At 68.5% G+C, this 17,351-nt stretch carries 17 protein-coding genes; 10 read left to right on the top strand and 7 right to left on the bottom strand.

Going from position 1 to position 17,351, the window contains the following annotated elements; genetic code table 11:
• Positions 1 to 2 precede the first annotated feature (2 nt).
• Positions 3 to 872: a 3-keto-5-aminohexanoate cleavage protein gene (locus tag C2U31_RS23410; RefSeq protein WP_103274987.1), complete on the bottom strand. Its 870-nt coding sequence runs from the start codon at positions 870 to 872 to the stop codon at positions 3 to 5.
• Positions 869 to 1,831 carry a 3-hydroxyacyl-CoA dehydrogenase family protein gene (locus C2U31_RS23405; protein ID WP_103274986.1) on the bottom strand — a complete coding sequence of 321 codons (963 nt, stop codon included), beginning with the start codon at positions 1,829 to 1,831 and terminating at the stop codon, positions 869 to 871. The genes C2U31_RS23410 and C2U31_RS23405 overlap by 4 nt, the downstream gene beginning before the upstream one ends.
• A gap of 140 nt (positions 1,832 to 1,971) precedes the next feature.
• On the opposite strand from C2U31_RS23405, the gene C2U31_RS23400 reads away from it, so the two are divergent.
• Positions 1,972 to 2,880 carry a LysR family transcriptional regulator gene (locus C2U31_RS23400; RefSeq protein ID WP_103276535.1) on the top strand — a complete coding sequence of 303 codons (909 nt, stop codon included), beginning with the start codon at positions 1,972 to 1,974 and terminating at the stop codon, positions 2,878 to 2,880.
• A 187-nt stretch (positions 2,881 to 3,067) separates the two neighbouring features.
• Positions 3,068 to 3,535: a MarR family winged helix-turn-helix transcriptional regulator gene (locus C2U31_RS23395; protein ID WP_369869794.1), complete on the top strand. Its 468-nt coding sequence runs from the start codon at positions 3,068 to 3,070 to the stop codon at positions 3,533 to 3,535.
• A gap of 36 nt (positions 3,536 to 3,571) precedes the next feature.
• Here C2U31_RS23395 and C2U31_RS23390 read toward each other — a convergent pair whose 3' ends face one another.
• Entirely contained in the window at positions 3,572 to 4,561 is a 990-nt protein-coding gene (locus tag C2U31_RS23390) for an XdhC family protein (RefSeq protein ID WP_103274984.1), read from the bottom strand.
• A gap of 61 nt (positions 4,562 to 4,622) precedes the next feature.
• On the opposite strand from C2U31_RS23390, the gene C2U31_RS23385 reads away from it, so the two are divergent.
• The 5 genes from C2U31_RS23385 (at position 4,623) to C2U31_RS23365 (ending at position 9,045) form a co-directional block, all read left to right on the top strand.
• A complete protein-coding gene (locus tag C2U31_RS23385) occupies positions 4,623 to 5,249 on the top strand; it encodes an NTP transferase domain-containing protein (RefSeq protein WP_103276534.1) in 627 nt (208 codons plus the stop codon).
• 249 nt (positions 5,250 to 5,498) lie between these two features.
• Positions 5,499 to 6,461, top strand: coding sequence for an amidohydrolase family protein (locus C2U31_RS23380; RefSeq protein ID WP_103274983.1), 963 nt, complete (start codon positions 5,499 to 5,501; stop codon positions 6,459 to 6,461).
• 20 nt (positions 6,462 to 6,481) lie between these two features.
• Positions 6,482 to 7,306: an alpha/beta fold hydrolase gene (locus C2U31_RS23375; protein WP_103274982.1), complete on the top strand. Its 825-nt coding sequence runs from the start codon at positions 6,482 to 6,484 to the stop codon at positions 7,304 to 7,306.
• A gap of 29 nt (positions 7,307 to 7,335) precedes the next feature.
• On the top strand, positions 7,336 to 8,385 hold the full coding sequence (locus C2U31_RS23370) for a 2,5-dihydroxypyridine 5,6-dioxygenase (RefSeq protein WP_103274981.1): 1,050 nt from the start codon (positions 7,336 to 7,338) through the stop codon (positions 8,383 to 8,385).
• 39 nt (positions 8,386 to 8,424) lie between these two features.
• Positions 8,425 to 9,045 (top strand): N-carbamoylsarcosine amidohydrolase, encoded by a 621-nt coding sequence (locus tag C2U31_RS23365; RefSeq protein ID WP_103274980.1) that lies wholly within the window; start codon positions 8,425 to 8,427, stop codon positions 9,043 to 9,045.
• 72 nt (positions 9,046 to 9,117) lie between these two features.
• Here the strand turns inward: C2U31_RS23365 and C2U31_RS23360 are convergent, their stop codons facing one another.
• From C2U31_RS23360 to C2U31_RS23345, 4 genes are read right to left on the bottom strand one after another with little or no spacing between them, the layout of a single operon-like run.
• On the bottom strand, positions 9,118 to 9,636 hold the full coding sequence (locus C2U31_RS23360) for a nuclear transport factor 2 family protein (RefSeq protein WP_103274979.1): 519 nt from the start codon (positions 9,634 to 9,636) through the stop codon (positions 9,118 to 9,120).
• A 17-nt stretch (positions 9,637 to 9,653) separates the two neighbouring features.
• A complete protein-coding gene (locus tag C2U31_RS23355; protein WP_103274978.1) occupies positions 9,654 to 10,943 on the bottom strand; it encodes an aromatic ring-hydroxylating dioxygenase subunit alpha in 1,290 nt (429 codons plus the stop codon).
• 35 nt (positions 10,944 to 10,978) lie between these two features.
• Entirely contained in the window at positions 10,979 to 12,277 is a 1,299-nt protein-coding gene (locus tag C2U31_RS23350; protein WP_103274977.1) for an NAD(P)/FAD-dependent oxidoreductase, read from the bottom strand.
• A gap of 2 nt (positions 12,278 to 12,279) precedes the next feature.
• A complete protein-coding gene (locus tag C2U31_RS23345; RefSeq protein WP_103274976.1) occupies positions 12,280 to 12,594 on the bottom strand; it encodes a non-heme iron oxygenase ferredoxin subunit in 315 nt (104 codons plus the stop codon).
• A gap of 402 nt (positions 12,595 to 12,996) precedes the next feature.
• On the opposite strand from C2U31_RS23345, the gene C2U31_RS23340 reads away from it, so the two are divergent.
• Genes C2U31_RS23340 through C2U31_RS23330 form a run of 3 tightly spaced genes read left to right on the top strand, consistent with a single transcriptional unit; the run spans position 12,997 to position 17,350 of the window.
• Positions 12,997 to 14,100, top strand: a complete 1,104-nt coding sequence (locus tag C2U31_RS23340; RefSeq protein WP_103274975.1) for a TRAP transporter substrate-binding protein — start codon at positions 12,997 to 12,999, stop codon at positions 14,098 to 14,100.
• Positions 14,101 to 14,123: 23 nt separating this feature from the next.
• Positions 14,124 to 16,526 carry a xanthine dehydrogenase family protein molybdopterin-binding subunit gene (locus tag C2U31_RS23335; protein ID WP_103274974.1) on the top strand — a complete coding sequence of 801 codons (2,403 nt, stop codon included), beginning with the start codon at positions 14,124 to 14,126 and terminating at the stop codon, positions 16,524 to 16,526.
• Positions 16,523 to 17,350, top strand: a complete 828-nt coding sequence (locus tag C2U31_RS23330; protein WP_103274973.1) for a xanthine dehydrogenase family protein subunit M — start codon at positions 16,523 to 16,525, stop codon at positions 17,348 to 17,350. Before C2U31_RS23335 ends, C2U31_RS23330 begins: the two co-directional genes overlap by 4 nt.
• Position 17,351 lies beyond the last annotated feature (1 nt).

The following is a 17,351-nucleotide window of genomic DNA, read 5'->3' as shown; positions in this document are numbered from 1 at the left end:
GATCAGGCGATGGCGCCGTAGATCCGGCGCGCGTCGGCCGCGTTGGCCAGCGGACGGCCCAGGGCGCGCGCGCCTTCGGCCGCCTGCCGCACCAGCGCGGCGTTGTCCGGCGCGATGGCGCCGTCGCGCAGCTTCAGGTTGTTCTCGAAGCCTACGCGCATGTGGCCGCCGAAAGCCGCCGCGGTCGTGACGCAGGCGTTCTCCTCTGGTCCGAAAGCGCAGACGGCCCAGGGCAGCGCATGGTCGCTGGCGGCCAGAAAGGGCAGCAGATCGTGGGCGGACGAGGTCTGCCCCGCGCTGTAGCGGCCCAGCACGAACAGCACCGACCAGGCGCCGGCCGGCGCCAGTCCGCGCTGGCGCAGCGCCTGCCAGCGGCGCACGTCGGCGTCGTCGTACAGGATGATCTGGGTCAGCACGCGGCGCTCGGCCAGCCAGGCCAGGAAGGCCGCCAGCTCGCCTTCCGGGATCTCGGGCACGGCGATCTCGCGCAGTCCGATCGAGACGGCCTCGGGCGCCAGTTCGCGCACCATCGCCATCTGTTCGGCGGCGCGATAGACGCCGGCGGCCTCGCTGGTCACCTGCACCAGCAGCTCGTCGCCCACCGCCTTGCGCACGGCGGCCAGCGCGTCGCGATAGGCCTGGGCGTCCAGCAGGTGGCGTCCGTCCGGGCGGCGCACATGCATGTGCATCATGGCCGCGCCGGCGTCCAGGCAGGCGCGCGCCTCGCGGCCCAGCGCCTCGGCCGTCATCGGCACGGCGGGATGGTCGGCGGCCTGCTTGTAGGCGCCGTTGGGCGCCACGGTGATGATGACGGGGGATTCGGCCAGCGGCAGGCGCGGCGCCTGCGGCCTGGGATCGGCGGCGTGGGTCATGGCTGGATCTCCGGCAGTTCGGGCGCGATCAGGTCCAGGCCGGCGCGCAGCAGCCGGTCGTAGCGCGCGCGCTCGGCGGCGATGGTCTCGGGCGTCCAGGCGTAGAAGCCTTCGCCGGTCTTCATGCCGTGGCGGCCATCGGCGGCGCGCTCGGCCAGGCAGCGCGCGGGGCGGTCCGCGTTGCAGAACGTGGGGTACATGGTGGCGCCGGCGGCCGCGTGCACTTCGATGCCGGCATGGTCGCGCTGCATGACCGGGCCGGCCGCCAGGAAGCGGAAGCCGAAGCCGAAGCGCACCGCCGCGTCCACGTCCTCGGGCGAGGCGATGCCGCGATCGATCAGGTCGAAGGCCTCGCGCGACAGCGCGTGCTGCAGGCGGTTGGCCAGGAAGCCCGGCAGGTCCTGTCGCACCTTCACCGGCACGCTGCCGCAGCGCTTCATGAAGGCGATCAGCGCGTCGGCGCTGGCTTCGTCGCTGGTGTCGGCCATCACCACTTCCACCAGCGGCACCAGGTGCGCCGGCATGAAGAAGTGCAGGCCCAGCATGCGCTCGCGCGTGTCCAGTCCCTGGCCGATGGCGCTGATCGGGAAGCTGGAGCTGTTGCTGGCCAGGATGGCGTCGGGGCGCGCGCGGCGCGCCAGGTCGGCGAACAGGGCCTGCTTGATGTCGAGCCGTTCGGGAATGCACTCGATCACCAGATCGACGCTGGCCCAGTCCACCTGGTCCAGGCTGGCCGCCACGGCCAGGCGCGGCAGGTTGGCCTCGCGGCCGATCTGGGCCAGGTTCTCGCCGACCCGTTGCGGCAGTGCGGCGGCGCGGTCCGGGTTGGATTCGATCACTGTCGTGCGGCACGACGCGCGTGTCAGCACCACGGCCACGTCGGCCCCCATGGTGCCGCCGCCCACCACCACCGCATGCGCCGCGCCCGGATTGGGCAGCGCCTTGGCGTCTGTCTGCATGGTTTGCTCCTGGTCTGTCCTGGCGCCGTTTGCGCCACTGCGATGGGGGCCGAGTGTAGAGAAGCTTGTTTGATTGATGAATCAGATTTTTTGGATAGAATGATCTTTATATTCGATCAATGGGCTGGGCGAGGGCGGACATGCAGATCAACCTGTCGATGCGCGACATCGACACCACGCTGGTGCTGGGGCGCACGCTGAACTTCCGGCAGGCGGCAGCGCAGCTGCACCTGTCGCAGTCGGCGCTGTCGACCCAGGTGCAGCGCATCGAGGACGCGCTGGGCGTGCGCCTGTTCGACCGCACCACGCGCACCGTGCGCCTGACGGCGGCGGGCGAGGTCTTCATGCAGCAGGCCGCCTCGCTGCAGGCGGCGTTCCGCGACGCCATCGCCGCCGTCAGCGGCATCGCCAGCGTGGAGCAGGGGCAGGTGTCGGTGGCGGCGCTGCCGTCGCTGGCCGCGCGCCTGCTGCCGCGCGTGCTGATGGCGTATCGCCAGGCCCATCCGCAGGTGGCGTTGAAAGTGCGCGACACGCTGTCCGGCCCGGCCTTTGACCTGGTGCGCGCCGGCGAGGTGGACTTCGCGCTGACGGCGGCCGATCCGCAGCAGGCCGACCTGCACTACGTGCCGCTGATGTCCGACAGCTTCCTGCTGCTGATCCCCGAGGCGCATCCGCTGGCCAAGGCGCGCGGCCCGCTGCGCTGGGCCGACACGGCCGGCGCCGAGCACGTGTCCATGGTGCATCCGAGCAGCGTGCGCCAGTACACCGAATGGGCTTTCCTGCAGAACCGCATCCGCTTCACGCCAGCTTTCGAGGCCGAGCACCTGACCACCATCGTTTCCATGGTGGAGTGCGGTTTCGGCGTGGCGGCGTTGCCCGAGATCGCGGCCGGCGCGGTGGCGCAGAACGGCATCGTGCAGCGTCCGCTGATCGGGCCGGTGGCCGAGCGCTCGATCGGGCTGGTCACCTCGCGCGGCCGCAGCCTGTCGCCGGCGGCGATGGCGCTGGTGCAGGTCCTGAAGGAATATCTGGCGAAGCAGGCGCGCTAGGCTGCTCTTGCCCTGCGCGGGCAGGCGTTGATCTGGCACAAGCGTCCGGCTCGCGGCGCTCGACAGGCGATGGCCGGTGGTATTATCCTCAGTGCACTAACTAAATTGGAGCTGCCTCAACGTGCCGGATGTACAGAAAAAGACGACGTCCCAGAAGCGCGTCGCAACTCAGAAGACAGACAGCAAGATTTTCGATCCGGCCAAACAGGTGCTGTGGTCGCGCCCCGGCTATCTGGTGCGACGCCTGAACCAGATCCACTACGCCATGTTCTACGAGGAATGCAAGACGCAGAACGTGACGCCGGTGCAATACGGCGTGCTGACCGCGCTGTCGCTCAGCCCCTGGCTGGACCAGACCGCCATCGGCATGGAGCTGGGACTGGACCGCACCACCACGGCTGACGTGGTCAAGCGCCTGCAGGAACGCGGCCTGGTGGAGCGGCGCACCAATCCCAACGACAAGCGTTCGCGCCAGGCGGTCATCACCCAGGAAGGGCTGCGCATCATGGGGTTGCTGCAGGAAGGCATGGCGCGCGCCCAGCAGCGCCTGCTGGAGCCGCTGTCCACGCGCAACCAGGAAATCTTCATGAAGCTGCTGTCCACCCTGGTGGAGGCCAACAATCAGTACAGCCGCACCACGCTCAAGCCCATGTAGGCCGGGCCCGCGCGGGGCAGGGGCCGGCAGCCCTGCTCAGCCCTGGCGCGCGCTGGCTTGCGAGGGCTTGTAGGCGGCTTCGGCGCCGCCCAGCGTGTTGCGGACCCAGATCAGTTCGGCGGCGATCGCCACCGCGATCTCGGCCGGCGTCTTGCTCGCGATGCGCAGGCCCACCGGGCCATGCAGGCGTTCGATCTGGCTCTCGTCCAGGTCGAACAGCCGCAGCCGCTCGCGGCGCTTTTGCTGGTTGGCGCGCGACCCCAGCGCGCCCACGTAGAACGCGGGGGATTTCAGCGCTTCCAGCAGGGCCATGTCGTCGAGCTTGGGGTCATGGGTGACGGCCACGATGGCGGTGCGTTCGTCCGTGCCGATCTCCAGCACCGCGTCGTCGGGCATGCGGGTGAGCAGGGTCGCCTGGGACGAGTTCCAGTCGCCGTGGAACTCCTCGCGCGGGTCGCATACCGTGACGTGGAAATCGAGCGTGGCGGCCACGCTGGCGAGCACCTGGGCGGTCTGGTTGGCGCCGATGATCAGCAGCCGCCAGCGCGGCCCGTACACGCTGCGAAAGATGCGTCCGTCGAAATCCGGGCCGTCGGCCGGACCGGCGGGCGACACCGAGCTGGCGCCATCGTGAAGGTCCACCGTGCGCTGGATCAGGCGATGGCCGCGAATCGATTCCAGCACGAGGTCGAGCCATTGCGTGTCGCGCAACGGTTCGCTGATCAGGCGCAGCGTGCCGCCGCAAGGCAGGCCGAAGCGCGCGGCCTCGTCGCGGGTGACGCCGTAGGTCAGGCGCGCGGGAGCGTCCGCGAGCGCGCCTTCGCGCGCGCGGCGCATCAGGTCGTCCTCGATACAGCCGCCGGACACCGAGCCGACCATGCGGCCGTCGTCGCGCAAGGCCAGCATGGCGCCCGCCTGGCGGGGCGCCGAGCCCCAGGTCTGCACTACCGTCACCAGGTGCGCGCGGCGGCCAGCGGCCACCCAGTCGCGGGCATGTTGCAATACGTCCAGATCCAGAGCGTTCATCGGCTTCTCGCAGGCAAGGGCCGTGGCGCTGCCCCGGCTTATATTCACTATACTGATGATCATGTCGAATGTCCCTAGTGTCTACCCCTACCTGGCGTCCCCAAGTGCCGGCATCCTGCTGGCGGCGGGGCAGGGCTCGCGCTACGCCGCGCAGCGGCCGGGCGCCGACAAGCTGCTGGCATCCTTGCCACAGGGCCCGTGCGTGGCCGTGGCCAGCGCGCGCCGGCTTCGGGCGGCCGTGGACAGCGTCGTCGCCGTGGTGCGCCCGGGCAACGCGGCGCTGGCGGCGCTGCTGCGGGCGGAAGATTGCCGGGTGATCGAGGCGGATCCGGCGGGCGAGGGCATGGGGACCAGCCTGGCGACGGCGGCGCGGCATTTGCTGGCCCTGCCCGGCACGCCGCGCGCGGTGCTGGTGGCGCTGGCGGACATGCCCTGGATTCGCCACGCCAGCATGGCGGACGTGCTGGATGCGCTGCAACATGCGCCGATGGCGGCGCCGTCGCATCGGGGACAGCGCGGCCATCCCGTGGGATTCCGCGCGGACCTGCTGCCTCGGCTGGCGCTGTTGAGCGCGGACGAGGGCGCGCGGCGATTGCTCGGGCAACCGGGTCTGCGCCTGGTCGAGGTGGAGGATCCAGGCGTGTTGCTCGATATCGACACGCCCGCCGACCTGGACAGGGCAGGCTGAGCGCCGCCCGCCCGCGAGGCCGCCGTGGCGGCCTTTTTTTCGGGCTCCGGGATTTCCCCTATTTGTCAGTACGCTGACTATAAAATCAGTATACTGACCTAAATCCGGAAGCCGTCGCGGCGCTTTTCCCTATGAGAAGGCAGTTGCGCGTGATTCCGGTTTTTCCGGATTAATAGTCAGTGTGCTGATAAATAATGCTGACGCGCCGTGGCCGGGTAGGACCCGGGCCACCAAACTGGGAGCAGGGGAATGAGCAAAGTACGCAAGATCGCGTTCGAGGAACACTACACCGCGGTCGGATTCAAAGACTATTCAAAGAGCTTCGCGCAGCACATCGATCCAACGGTGCTGGCCGACCTGGCCGCGCGGCTGGTGGACTTCGACGAAGTCCGGCTGGGCGAGATGGACCGGGGCGGCATCGACTACGTCATCCTGTCGCAGACCGGGCCGGGCGTGCAGGCCGAGCCCGACGCCGCCGTGGCGTTGCGCCGCGCCCGCGAGAACAACGATTTCCTGGTCCAGCAGGTGGCCCGCCACCCGACGCGCTATGGCGCCTTCGCCACCATACCCATGCACGATCCCCGGGTCGCCGCCGCCGAACTGGAACGCTGCGTCAGGGAGTTGGGCTTCAAGGGCGCGCTGATCAACGGCCACACCAACGGCGTGTACTACGACGGGCGCGCCTATGACACGTTCTGGGAAAAGGTGCAGGAGCTGGATGTGCCCGTCTACCTGCATCCGTCCGATCCCCATGTGGTTCCGCAGGCGTACTCCGGCCACCCCGAGCTGGTCGGCGCGTGCTGGGGCTGGGGCGTCGAGACCGCCACCCACGCGCTGCGCCTGCTGTTCGGCGGCGTGTTCGACCGCTATCCCGGCGTCAAGCTGATACTCGGGCACATGGGCGAGGGCCTGCCATTCCTGCGCTGGCGCTTCGACAGCCGTTTCGCGGTGTACTCGCACGGCATCAAGCTGGAGCGCGCGCCCTCGGCCTACCTGGGCAGCAACATCGTCATCACCACGTCGGGCGTCTGTTCGCCGCCGACCTTGACCGCCGCCATCGCCGAAATGGGGCGCGAGGCGGTGATGTTCTCGGTGGACTATCCCTACGAGTCGACCGCGCTCGCCGTCGAGTTCATCGAGCAGACGCCGATGGATGAGGCGACCCGCGCACTGATCTGCCACGGCAACGCGCGGCGCCTGTTCAAACTCTGAATCCAGCGTGCGAGACTGACATGAGCAATTTCCTGTACGGCGGCAATGTCCACGCCAACGGCATCCGCCAGCACTATCTGCGCTACGGCGGCGCGCGCGGCGCGGGGCGCGATCCGGTCATCATCGTGCCGGGCATCACCAGTCCGGCGATCACCTGGGGATTCGTGGGCGAGCGCTTCGGCGAGTCCTTCGATACCTACATCCTGGATGTGCGCGGCCGGGGCTTGTCCGAGGCCGGCGCGGCGCTGAACTATGGCCTGGACGCGCAGGCCGCCGACGTGCTGGCGTTCGCGCAGACGCTGGGCCTGGAGCAATACAGCGTGGTCGGCCATTCCATGGGCGGCCGCATCGGCGTGCGCGCCGGGCGGAGCAAGCCGGCCGGCCTGCGGCGCCTCGTCCTGGCCGACCCGCCGGTGTCGGGCCCCGGCCGCCGGCCGTATCCGGCCAAGCTGCCCTGGTACGTGGACTCCATGGCGCAGGCGCGCCAGGGCATGGACGCCGAAGCCATGCGCGCGTTCTGCCCCAGCTGGACCGATGCGCAGCGCCAGCTGCGCGCCGAGTGGCTGCATACCTGCGACGAGCGCGCCGTCATCCAGAGCTTCGATGACTTCCATAACGACGACATCCATGCGGACCTGCCGCTGCTGGACGCGGCGGTCCTGCTGATCACGGCGGAACGCGGCGACGTGGTGCTGGACGCCGACGTGGAAGAGATCCAGCGGCTGGCGCCAGGCACTCGGCATCACCGGGTGCCCGCCGCCGGCCACATGATTCCGTGGGACAACGAGGAAGGCTTCTACGCGGCCTTCGGCGACTTCCTGGGCGCGCCGCTGGCGCGCGCCTGAGACGCAGATCGTCAAGCAAGGAGGGCATCATGCCTATCAGCGACTATGAAATGGTGAAGGCCTGGCAGCAGGTGCTGACCCTGTCCAGGCTGCAAGCGGGGCAGACGGTCACGGTGCTGACCAGCGCGGCCACCCATCCGCAAACGCTGGCCACGGCGCTGATCGCGACGCAGGCCATGGGCGCCGTGGTCAACCGGCTGGACCTGCCGCCCGTCAATGGCGAGCGCGCGTTGAGCCGGGACGCGCTGGCCTATCTGGGCACGACTCCGCTGACCGGCAACAAGGCCGCGATCGCGGCCTTGAAGGAAAGCGATCTGGTGCTGGACCTGATGACGCTGCTGTTCTCGCCGGAACAGCACGAGATCCTGGCCTCGGGAACCAAGATCCTGCTGGCGGTGGAGCCGCCGGAGGTGCTGGCGCGGCTGGTGCCGACCGAGGGCGACCGCGCGCGGGTCAAGGCCGCCGCCGCGCGCATCGGCGCCGCGCGCGAGATGAGCGTCGTGTCGGAGGCGGGCACGGACCTGCGCTGCCCGTTGGGCGAATTCCCGGCCATCAGCGAATACGGTTTCGTCGATGAACCCGGGCGCTGGGACCACTGGCCCAGCGGCTTCGTGCTGACCTGGCCGAACGAAGGTGGCGCGCGGGGCAAGATCGTGATCGATGTGGGCGACATCCTGCTGCCGCAGAAACTCTATGTGCGCTCGGCCATCGAGCTGACCGTCGAGAACGGCTACGCCACGCGCATCGACGGCGGCGTGGACGCGGAACTGCTGCGCGAGTACGTGGCGTCGTTCAAGGATCCGGAAGCCTACGCGATTTCGCACATCGGCTGGGGTCTGCAGCCGCGCGCGCACTGGACCACGCTGGGCCTGTACGACCGTGAAGCCACCATCGGCATGGACGCGCGGGCCTACGAGGGCAATTTCCTGTTCTCGCTGGGACCGAACAACGAAGCCGGCGGCAGCCGCTGCACCACCTGCCACATCGACATCCCGCTGCGCGGCTGCACCGTGCGGCTGGACGGAGAGGACGTGGTGCGCCAGGGCAGGGTGCTGGATGGCGCCGGCCCGAGGGACTAGTCCAGGGCTCAATCCATGACCGCTACAGGAAATCCGCACATGAATGACGATATCTCCGCCTATGAACGGCAAGGCTTCGGCGCGGCCATGGCGCCCAAGGCGCCATACGGTCTGCTGATCGTGGATCTGGTCAATGGCTTCGCCGATCCGGCGGTGTTCGGCGGCGGCAATATCCCCGAGGCCATCGCGCGGACGGTGGGCCTGCTGGCGCACGCGCGCCAGCAGGGCTGGCCGGTGGCCCACAGCCGCATCGTGTTCGCCGACGACGACGCCGACCACAACATCTTCACGCTCAAGGTGCCGGGCATGCTGACCTTGAAGGAAGCGGACCACAACAGCGCCATCGTGCCGCAGCTCGCGCCCGCTTCCGGGGAGCTGGTGGTGCGCAAGACGGTGCCTTCCGCGTTCTTCGGCACCAGCCTGGCCGCCTGGCTGTCACAGCGCGGGGTGCAGACGCTGCTGGTCGCCGGCGCGGTCACCAGCGGCTGCGTGCGGGCCAGCGTGGTGGACGCCATGCAGTACGGCTTTCGCCCGCTGGTGGTGTCGGACTGCGTGGGCGACCGCGCCATCGGCCCGCACGAGGCCAATCTCTTCGACATGCGGCAGAAGTACGCCACCGTGCTGACGCGGGACGAAGCCTTGCGGGCGACGCGGGCCTAGTCGGTTCGCGGTGAGAAAAAAGGGGTTGCGCCGCGAGGCGCAACCCCTTTTCCTTGCCGGGGCGGGACGGGCCTAGACGGGATAGACCAGGTCGTTGGCGAGGATGGTGGTGTCATACACCACCTGGCGTTCCTTCAGCTTGAGCACGCCGTCCTGCCGGGTGTAGCGGTCGTAGTAGGCGCCGGCCAGGTGCAGCGTGGTGGGGCCTTCCACCAGCGTCTGCATCAGCAGGAACGCGGCCTGCGCCTGGATCTCGCCGTCGGCGGATTCGCTGATGACGCGGGTATTGCTGACCATGTGCAGCATGTAGCGCGGGGCGAACATCTGGGTGCGGGAAATGGCCACGGCCCGGTCATGCATCATGGCGCGGCCCTCGGAATAGACCAGGCCGACCGGCAAGCCCAGGTCGGCGTTCTCGCGCGCGGTGACGCGGTACAGACCGTCCTCGGTGAAGAAATCCGGCCAGGATTCGACCTGGCCCGCGTCCAGGGCGGCGCAGTAGTCGGCGTGGAATTCTTCGATCTCCAGACGCAGCGCGATGGCGCGGGCGGGATCGATCTGTCGGGGGGAAAATTCGAATCGGGTTCTCATGTCTTGGTGTTCCTGCCTCAGAAGCCCATCACGCCGCGGTAGTAGCTGTACATGGAGCGGATGGCGGCTTCCGAGATCAGCGTGTTGGACGTGCCCTGCTTGCCGGATTCCAGCTTGAGCACGTTGACGTCGGTGCTGGCGCGGCGCACGCCTTCCTGCACGAACTTCATGGCCTCGTTGTCCTCCAGGCCGAGGAATCCCGCCGGGCCCATCAGGTTGCCCTGGCGCAGGCGATGGCGTTCCATCTCGGGCGTGTCGTCCTCGTAGCCGAACATGGTCCATTGCATGATCATGCTGTCGGGCCCGTTGGGCACGATCTGGCGCACGCCCAGCGTGTTCATCTCGCGTTGCACGATCAGGTTGGGCCAGATGGTCTGCATGGTGACGGACCAGGGCGAATCGAACTCCTTGACGAATTCGAGGAAGCGGTCGTCCTGCAGATGCAGGCCATCATGGAACGAGCGCATTTCCTTCTTGTTCTCTTCGCTGACGCTGGCGTATTTGTCCTCGCTCTTGGCCGAGGCCATGGTGCCGTGGCGGCCATGCACCGTGTCGACCAGCATGGCGGACTTGTTGCCCGCCACCAGCAGGCCGAACACCACCAGGAACGAATGCAGCAAGGTGGCGTGGTAGGGATCCTTCAGGTTCTCGTGATACATCTTCCAGTTGCAGGGCAGCTCATTGCGGTAGTAGCCGTGGATCTTGAGCTTCTTGCCGGGGAAGACGGTGTCGAAATCGGCCAGGATAGCGGGCGTCAGGTATTCCTCCAGGGCCTCGACCTCGTCGCTGTAGGACGCGAAGATCACGCCGTTGCGGGTGGCGACGCGCAACTTGCGCAGGCCGTGTTCCTCGTTCTTGAAGTCCTTGGGCATGCCGCCCTCGCGGTTCACACCGCGCTTGAACGGGATGCCTTGCAGATTGCCTTTCAGGTCGTAGGACCACTGGTGGTAGGGGCAGACGAATTCCTTGGCGTTGCCCTGGCTGTTGCGGCAGAACTCCGCGCCACGGTGGGCGCAGCGGTTCTCGAAGACATTGACCGAGCCGTCCTCGGCGCGCGAGACCACCACCGGGGTCGGTCCGACATAGGACCGCTTGTAGTCGCCCGGGTTGGGCAGCTCGGCTTCCAGGGCCACGTAGTTCCAGGTCTTGCCGTGGAATATCTTCTCGATTTCCTGGTCATAGACGGCGCGGCTGGTGTAGACCCAGTCCGGGATGTAATGCAGCGCGTCCTGCGGCCAGACACAGTCGGTCAGCGCGGTGTTCTTGGATGCCATCGTGAGGCCGATGACGGTTTGTGATTGATACATGACTAGCTCCAGTCGATACGGGGCGGCAATCGGTTTCAGGTCGTGGCGGCGCGCTGCTGGCATGCCTTCACCAGCGGCTTGAGCGCCACGGTTTCGTCGGCATAGCGCTGCGGGTCGATGGCGATGGCTTGCTCGAACAGCACGCGCAGCTGGCGCAGGTCGCCGCCGGCGTTCACCGCGATGGCGTGCACCGGCACGCCGTCGCGGTGGCCGAGCCAGATGAATCGGGGCGTCTCGGCCTGTGCTTGCGGCACGCCGCGGCAGGCATAGACCAGGCCGGGCTGGGGCAGGCCCAGCATCTGCACGTTGCAGCCATACTGATCCGTCCAGAACCAGGGATAGGGTTCGGCGGGAGCGGGCTGGCCCAGCATGCCCGCGGCGGCGGCGCGCGCCTGTTCATTGGCGTTCTGCCAGGATTCCAGCCGCAGCGCCATGCCGAGGCGGGAGCGATGCTGGCTGGCGCAATCGCCGGCGGCGTACAGATGGGGATCGCTGCTGCGGCAGGCTGCATTCACCGCGATGCCGCCGTTGGCGGGGTCCAGCGCCAGGCCGGCCTGGACTGCCAGCGACACCTCGGGCGTCAGGCCGATGGCCACCACCACGATGTCGGCCGCCACGGTGGCGGCATCCTGCAAGGTGATGAGAAAGCGCGCCTGGCGCCGGACGGCGGCGTCCGCTTGCGGCTGGCGGTCGCAGCCGGCAATGCGCGCGCCCAGGCGCAGGTCCACGCCGGCGTGGCGGGCGCGTTCGGCCAGCCAGTCCGACAATGCCTCGGGCAGCACGCGCTCCAGCAGGCGCGGCGCGCTTTCCAGGACGGTGACTTCGGCCCCCAGCGCACGCGCGGTGGACGCCACTTCCAGGCCCAGGAAGCCGCCGCCGATGACGGCGACGCGTGTCTGGGGCGCGAGGCCCGCGCGCAGCGCGGCGGCGTCGTCCAGCGTGCGGATGTAATGCACGCCGGGCGTGCCGCGCGGCAGGCCGGGCAGTTCGCGCGCCCGCCCGCCGGTCGCCAGCAGGCAGCGGCTGTAGGGCAGATCGCGGCCGTCGGCCAGTCGGGCAATGCGGCGGCCGGCGTCGATGCGCACGACCTCGGTGCCCGTCAGCAGCGTGATGCGCTGGCGTTCGTAGAAGTCCTCGGGATGCACGGAGGTGCGACCATGCGCATCGGCCGTCTGCAGCGCATCCTTGGACAGCGGCGGCCGTTCATAGGGCGCGTGCGCTTCCTGGCCGACCAGCGTGATGGCGCCTTCGTGGCCCAGCTCGCGCAGCGTCGCCGCCGCCACCGCGCCGGCCTGGCCGGCGCCGATGATGAGGATCGTATCCGCGTCGGCCATGGTCAGCCCTGCAGATCGGCGTAGATGTCCTGGCCTTCGACCTTGACGGGGTAGACGCGGATGCCGGTGGTGGCGGGCGCGCACATGGCCTTGCCGGTGCGGATGTCGAAGCGGGCCTGGTGCAGCGGGCATTCGATGCAGCCGTCTTCGAGGTAGCCGTCGGACAGCAGCGCGTAGGCGTGCGTACAGACGTTGTCGGAGGCATAGAACTCGCCCTCGCTGCGATACAGCGCAAGCTGCTTGTCGCCGGCCGCGACGGGGATCACCTCGTCGTCGTCGGTCAGTTGGTCGGTGGAGGCGATGCGGATCCAGTTCATATCAACTCGCTAGTCAGTATGCTGAGTAATTGTCGTCAGTGTACTGGTTAAAAAATCAAGCCAGGAGCTAGGGATTTCCCCGACTTTCAGGCAGCAGCGGTACGGCGTCGCGGGAGCGTTGCGGTGGTGGCTTGCCGCCTGCGTCTTTGGGTGCCCGCTATATGAAAGGAGTACCCGCAAATTGCCTGGAAGACGCTGCCGAAATTTCGGCGGAATCGGTGAAAACCCAGGCGTTTCGCGGCTGACAGCAGTGGGGGTTTACCTTGTTGACACTCAAAATTACTGTCAGTATGCTGACCAAAAATTCAGTGTGCTAACGTTTTTTTGGTTGCGCGAGCGCGGCGTTGGCACGAGTAGAAACGGGTCCAAGGGGACTCAATCGAACCAGATCGGGAGCAATCAATGCAACGACGCCGTTTCCTCGCACAAGCCGCCGGCGCAGCCGGCGCCGGCCTTGCCGCCGTGGGCATGCCAGCCGTCGCGCAATCCGCGCCGGCGGTGCGCTGGCGCATGTCCACCAGCTGGCCCAAGAGCCTGGACACCATCTACGGTTCGGCCGAAGACTTCTGCAAGCGCGTGGCGCAGCTGACCGAAGGCAAGTTCGAGATCCGCGCCTTTCCGGGTGGCGAGCTGGTGCCGGCGGCGCAGAACATGGATGCGGTCAGCAATGGCACGGTCGAATGCAATCACGTGCTGAGCACCGCCTATATCGGCAAGAACACGGCGCTGACCTTCGACACCGGCCTGTCCTTCGGGCTGAGCGCCCGCCAGCACAACGCCTGGATCCACTACGGCGGCGGCATGGCGATGCTGCGCGCGCTCTATAAGAAGTACAACATCGTCAATCACGTCTGTGGCAACGTGGGCGTGCAGATGGGCGGCTGGTACCGCAAGGAAATCAAGTCGGTCGCCGACCTGAAGGGCCTGAACATGCGCATCGGCGGCATCGGCGGCATGGTGCTGTCCAAGCTGGGCGCGGTGCCGCAACAGATTCCTCCGGGCGACATCTACCCGGCGCTGGAGAAAGGCACCATCGACGCGGCCGAATGGATCGGGCCCTACGACGACGAGAAGCTGGGCTTCAACAAGGTGGCGCCTTACTACTATTCACCGGGCTGGTTCGAGGGCAGCGCGTCCATCACCAGCATGGTGCACGACAAGGCCTGGGAGGCCCTGCCGCCGGCCTATCAGGCCGCGTTCGAGGCCGCGGCGGGCGAACAGACCATGCGCATGCTGGCCCACTACGACGCGCGCAATCCGCTGGCGCTGCGCAAGCTGATCGCCGGCGGCGCCAAGGTCAGCTTCTTTCCCAAGGAAGTGATGGACGCGGCGTACAACGCCTCGCAGGAACTGTGGGCCGAGCTCTCTGCGAAGAATCCGGATTTCGCGGCGATCTTCCCCGACTGGAAGAAATTCCAGGCCGAGCAGGCGGGCTGGTTCCGGGTGGCCGAAAGCCCGCTGGACAACTACACCTTCGCCGCCGTGGCGAAGGCCCAGGCCAAGTGAGCCGCGCCGGACAGAGGGGAGTCATGACGACAGCAGACGCCGATACGCACGGCCGGCCAGGCAAGCCGCAGGGGGTGGGCGCGCGCGTGCCGCGCAAGGAGGACGCGCGCCACCTGCATGGCAAGGGCAACTTCGTGGCCGATATGGCCATGCCCGGGCTGAGCGAGGTCGCCTTCCTGCGCAGCCCGCTGGCGCATGCGCGCATCGCCTCGGTGCGCGTGGCCAGCCAGATCGCCGATAAGGCGTTCGTGCGCCAGGCGATGGCGGACGCGCGCGACATCGTGGCGGACTCGACGCTGCCGAGCTACCAGGTCTCGGCCCAGCCGCCGCTGGCATCGGGCAAGGTGCGGTTCGTGGGCGAACCCGTCGCCATGGTGGTCGCGCCGACCCGCGCCGAGGCCGAGGACTACGCCGAACTGATCGAGGTCGACTACGACGACCTGCCGGTGTACGCGGACGTTGCCAGCGCCCAGGCGGCGCAAGGCGATTTCGTGCACGAGCAATGGCGCGACAACGTCTTCGTCACGCTCAATGTCGACAAGCAGTTCGACGAACTGGCGGCGCAGGCGGACGTGGTGGTGCGGCGCAAGATCGACCTGGCGCGGCAATGCATGGTGCCGATGGAGGGCAAGGCGGTGCTGGCCTACTGGGACCATCAGGCTGACCAGCTGGTGGTGGTCAGCGCCACGCAGGTGCCGCACATGATCCGCAGCGTGCTGGCCCAGTGCCTGGACCTGGAACAGGGTCGGGTGCGGGTGGTGTCGCCGGACGTGGGCGGCGCCTTCGGCTACAAGTGCGTGCTGCAGCAGGAAGAACTGTGCGTGGCCTGGCTGGCCAAGACCTTCAAGCGGCCGTTCCGCTTCATCGAGGACCGCCGCGAGCACCTGACGGCGGGCGCTAACTCGCGCGAGCACCATTATGAAATGGTGGCCTACGCCGACCGTCGCGGCAAGCTGCTGGCGCTGGACGCCAGGATCACCATCGACGGCGGCGCCTATTCGGTCTGGCCGTTCACCATCGGCCTGGAGCCGGGCCAGGCCATCGGCAACCTGCCGGGGCCGTATGCGTTCAAGGGCTATCGCTGCGAGACCAAGGCGGTGGCCACCAACAAGCCGGGCTTCGTGCCGTACCGGGGCGTGGCGCGCACCGGCGTCTGTTTCGCCATGGAGCTGACGATGGACGCGATCGCCCGCGAGGTCGGACGCGAACCCTGGGAAATCCGCCAGGAGAACCTGGTGCAGGGCGAACAGATGCCCTACGTCAACGTCACCGGCAAGCACCTGGACAGCGGCGATTATCCGGCCAGCCTGCGGCAGGCCATGGACATGATCGGCGTGGACGCTATCCGCGAGCGCCAGCGGCGCGGCGAGGCCGACGGCCGCCTCATCGGCGTGGGCCTGGCCACCTATACGGAGCAGGCCGCGCACGGCACCTCGGTGTTCGCCGCCTGGGGCACGCCCGTCATTCCGGGCTTCGACCAGGCCACGGCCCGGGTCACGCCCGATGGCGGGCTGGAGCTGCGGGTCGGCGTGCATTCGCACGGGCAGGGCATGGAAACGACCTTTGCCCAGATCGCCAACGAGATCCTGGGCGTGGACGTGGCCAGCATCAAGCTGCTGCATGGCGATACCGGGCAGACGCCATTTTCCACCGGCACCTATGCCTCGCGCTCGCTGGTGATGTCGGGCGGCGCGGTGTCGCAGGCCTGCAAGCGCCTGCTGCCCAGGCTCACGCATATCGGCGCGCACCTGCTGCAGGCCGATGCCGCCAGCGTGGCCTGGAACGGCGACCGGCTGGAAGCGGGCGGCAAGTCGGTGTCGGTCAAGGATGTGGCCGACGCCTGGTACCTGCGGCCGCAGTTGCTGCCGCCCGACGTGGATCCCGCCGGACTGGAAGTCACCGTCGGCTACAAGCCCAAGGTCGACACCGGCTGTTTCACCTACGCCACCCACGCGGCGGTGGTGGCGGTGGACCCCGGCACCGGCGGCGTGGAGATCCTGGACTATGTGGTGGTGGAGGACTGCGGGACCATGATCAATCCCATGGTGGTCGAAGGCCAGACCATCGGCGGCGTGGCTCAGGGCATCGGCACCGCCTTCTACGAGGAAACGCCCTACGACGACAACGGCCAGCCGCTGGCGTCGACGCTGGCCGACTACATGCTGCCCGGCGCCACCGAGGTGCCGAACATGCGCCTGCATCACTTCGAGACGCCATCGCCGCATACCGAGTTCGGCGCCAAGGGCATGGGCGAGGGCGGCGCCATCGCGCCGCCGGCGGTGCTGTTCAACGCGGTCAACGACGCGCTGCGTCCGCTGGGCGCGGCCGAGCTGCTGCGCACGCCGCTGTCGCCGACGCGGGTGCTCGCCGCCATCGCGCAGTGCAGCCGCCAGCCCGCGTCCGCCAGCGCGGAGGTGACGGCATGAAGGCCGCCGCGTTCGAATACACGCGTCCGGGCTCGCTGCAGGAGGCCTTGCGGGCGCTGCGCGCGCACGAAGGCCGCGCCAAGCTCATGGCCGGCGGGCAATCGCTGGGACCCATGCTGAACCTGCGGCTGGCGCGTCCGCCCGTCGTCATCGACATCTCCGGCCTGGCCGAACTGCGCACCGTCACGCGGCAGGACGGCGGGCTGCGCGTGGGCGCCGCCGTGACCCACGCCGAGATCGAGGATGGCGTGCACGAACTGCTGCGCGGCACGCCGTTGCAGCAGGTGGCGCCGGGCATCGCCTACCGCGCCATCCGCAATCGCGGCACGCTGGGCGGCAGCCTGGCGCATGCCGATCCGGCGGCCGACTGGGTGCTGACCATGGTCGGCCTGGGCGCGACGCTGGAGATCGCCGGCCCGGACGGGGTCCGCATGCTGCCAGCCCAGGACTACATGCAGGGCGCCTATACCACCGGGTTGCGCGAGGACGAGCTGATCGCCGCCGTGCATGTGCCAGAGGCGGGGCCGGCGGCGCGCTGGGGCTATTACAAGTTTTGCCGCAAGACCGGCGAATTCGCCGAGGCCAGCTGCGCCGCGTGGTTCGATGCCGCGTCGAAGACGGCGAGGATCGCGGTGGGCGCGCTGGACGGCGCGCCCGGATTGCTGCCCCGGCTGGCCGCGAGCATCGCGCGGCAAGGACTGGCGGGCCTGGACCCCGTCCTGCTCGCCGACGAGCTGGCCGGCGTCATGCCGGGCAAGGATGAACACCACCGCAAGCTGCACGGGACCGCGGTGACGCGCTGCCTGGCGCAGGCATTGGGTTGAC

Source organism: Achromobacter sp. AONIH1 (genome assembly GCF_002902905.1).
Classification (GTDB): Bacteria; Pseudomonadota; Gammaproteobacteria; order Burkholderiales; family Burkholderiaceae_B; genus Achromobacter.
This window is presented reverse-complemented; position numbering and strand designations above follow the sequence as displayed.

What these genes read in the sequence shown, in the direction of transcription:
- C2U31_RS23380 (WP_103274983.1), top strand. Translation starts at nt 5,499, where the DNA reads ATGAGCAAAGTACGCAAGATCGCGTTCGAGGAACACTACACCGCGGTC.
- C2U31_RS23390 (WP_103274984.1), bottom strand. Translation starts at nt 4,561, where the DNA reads ATGAACGCTCTGGATCTGGACGTATTGCAACATGCCCGCGACTGGGTG.
- C2U31_RS23385 (WP_103276534.1), top strand. Translation starts at nt 4,623, where the DNA reads ATGTCGAATGTCCCTAGTGTCTACCCCTACCTGGCGTCCCCAAGTGCC.
- C2U31_RS23375 (WP_103274982.1), top strand. Translation starts at nt 6,482, where the DNA reads ATGAGCAATTTCCTGTACGGCGGCAATGTCCACGCCAACGGCATCCGC.
- C2U31_RS23350 (WP_103274977.1), bottom strand. Translation starts at nt 12,277, where the DNA reads ATGGCCGACGCGGATACGATCCTCATCATCGGCGCCGGCCAGGCCGGC.
- C2U31_RS23400 (WP_103276535.1), top strand. Translation starts at nt 1,972, where the DNA reads ATGCAGATCAACCTGTCGATGCGCGACATCGACACCACGCTGGTGCTG.
- C2U31_RS23335 (WP_103274974.1), top strand. Translation starts at nt 14,124, where the DNA reads ATGACGACAGCAGACGCCGATACGCACGGCCGGCCAGGCAAGCCGCAG.
- C2U31_RS23340 (WP_103274975.1), top strand. Translation starts at nt 12,997, where the DNA reads ATGCAACGACGCCGTTTCCTCGCACAAGCCGCCGGCGCAGCCGGCGCC.
- C2U31_RS23330 (WP_103274973.1), top strand. Translation starts at nt 16,523, where the DNA reads ATGAAGGCCGCCGCGTTCGAATACACGCGTCCGGGCTCGCTGCAGGAG.
- C2U31_RS23345 (WP_103274976.1), bottom strand. Translation starts at nt 12,594, where the DNA reads ATGAACTGGATCCGCATCGCCTCCACCGACCAACTGACCGACGACGAC.
- C2U31_RS23405 (WP_103274986.1), bottom strand. Translation starts at nt 1,831, where the DNA reads ATGCAGACAGACGCCAAGGCGCTGCCCAATCCGGGCGCGGCGCATGCG.
- C2U31_RS23370 (WP_103274981.1), top strand. Translation starts at nt 7,336, where the DNA reads ATGCCTATCAGCGACTATGAAATGGTGAAGGCCTGGCAGCAGGTGCTG.
- C2U31_RS23355 (WP_103274978.1), bottom strand. Translation starts at nt 10,943, where the DNA reads ATGTATCAATCACAAACCGTCATCGGCCTCACGATGGCATCCAAGAAC.
- C2U31_RS23360 (WP_103274979.1), bottom strand. Translation starts at nt 9,636, where the DNA reads ATGAGAACCCGATTCGAATTTTCCCCCCGACAGATCGATCCCGCCCGC.
- C2U31_RS23410 (WP_103274987.1), bottom strand. Translation starts at nt 872, where the DNA reads ATGACCCACGCCGCCGATCCCAGGCCGCAGGCGCCGCGCCTGCCGCTG.
- C2U31_RS23365 (WP_103274980.1), top strand. Translation starts at nt 8,425, where the DNA reads ATGAATGACGATATCTCCGCCTATGAACGGCAAGGCTTCGGCGCGGCC.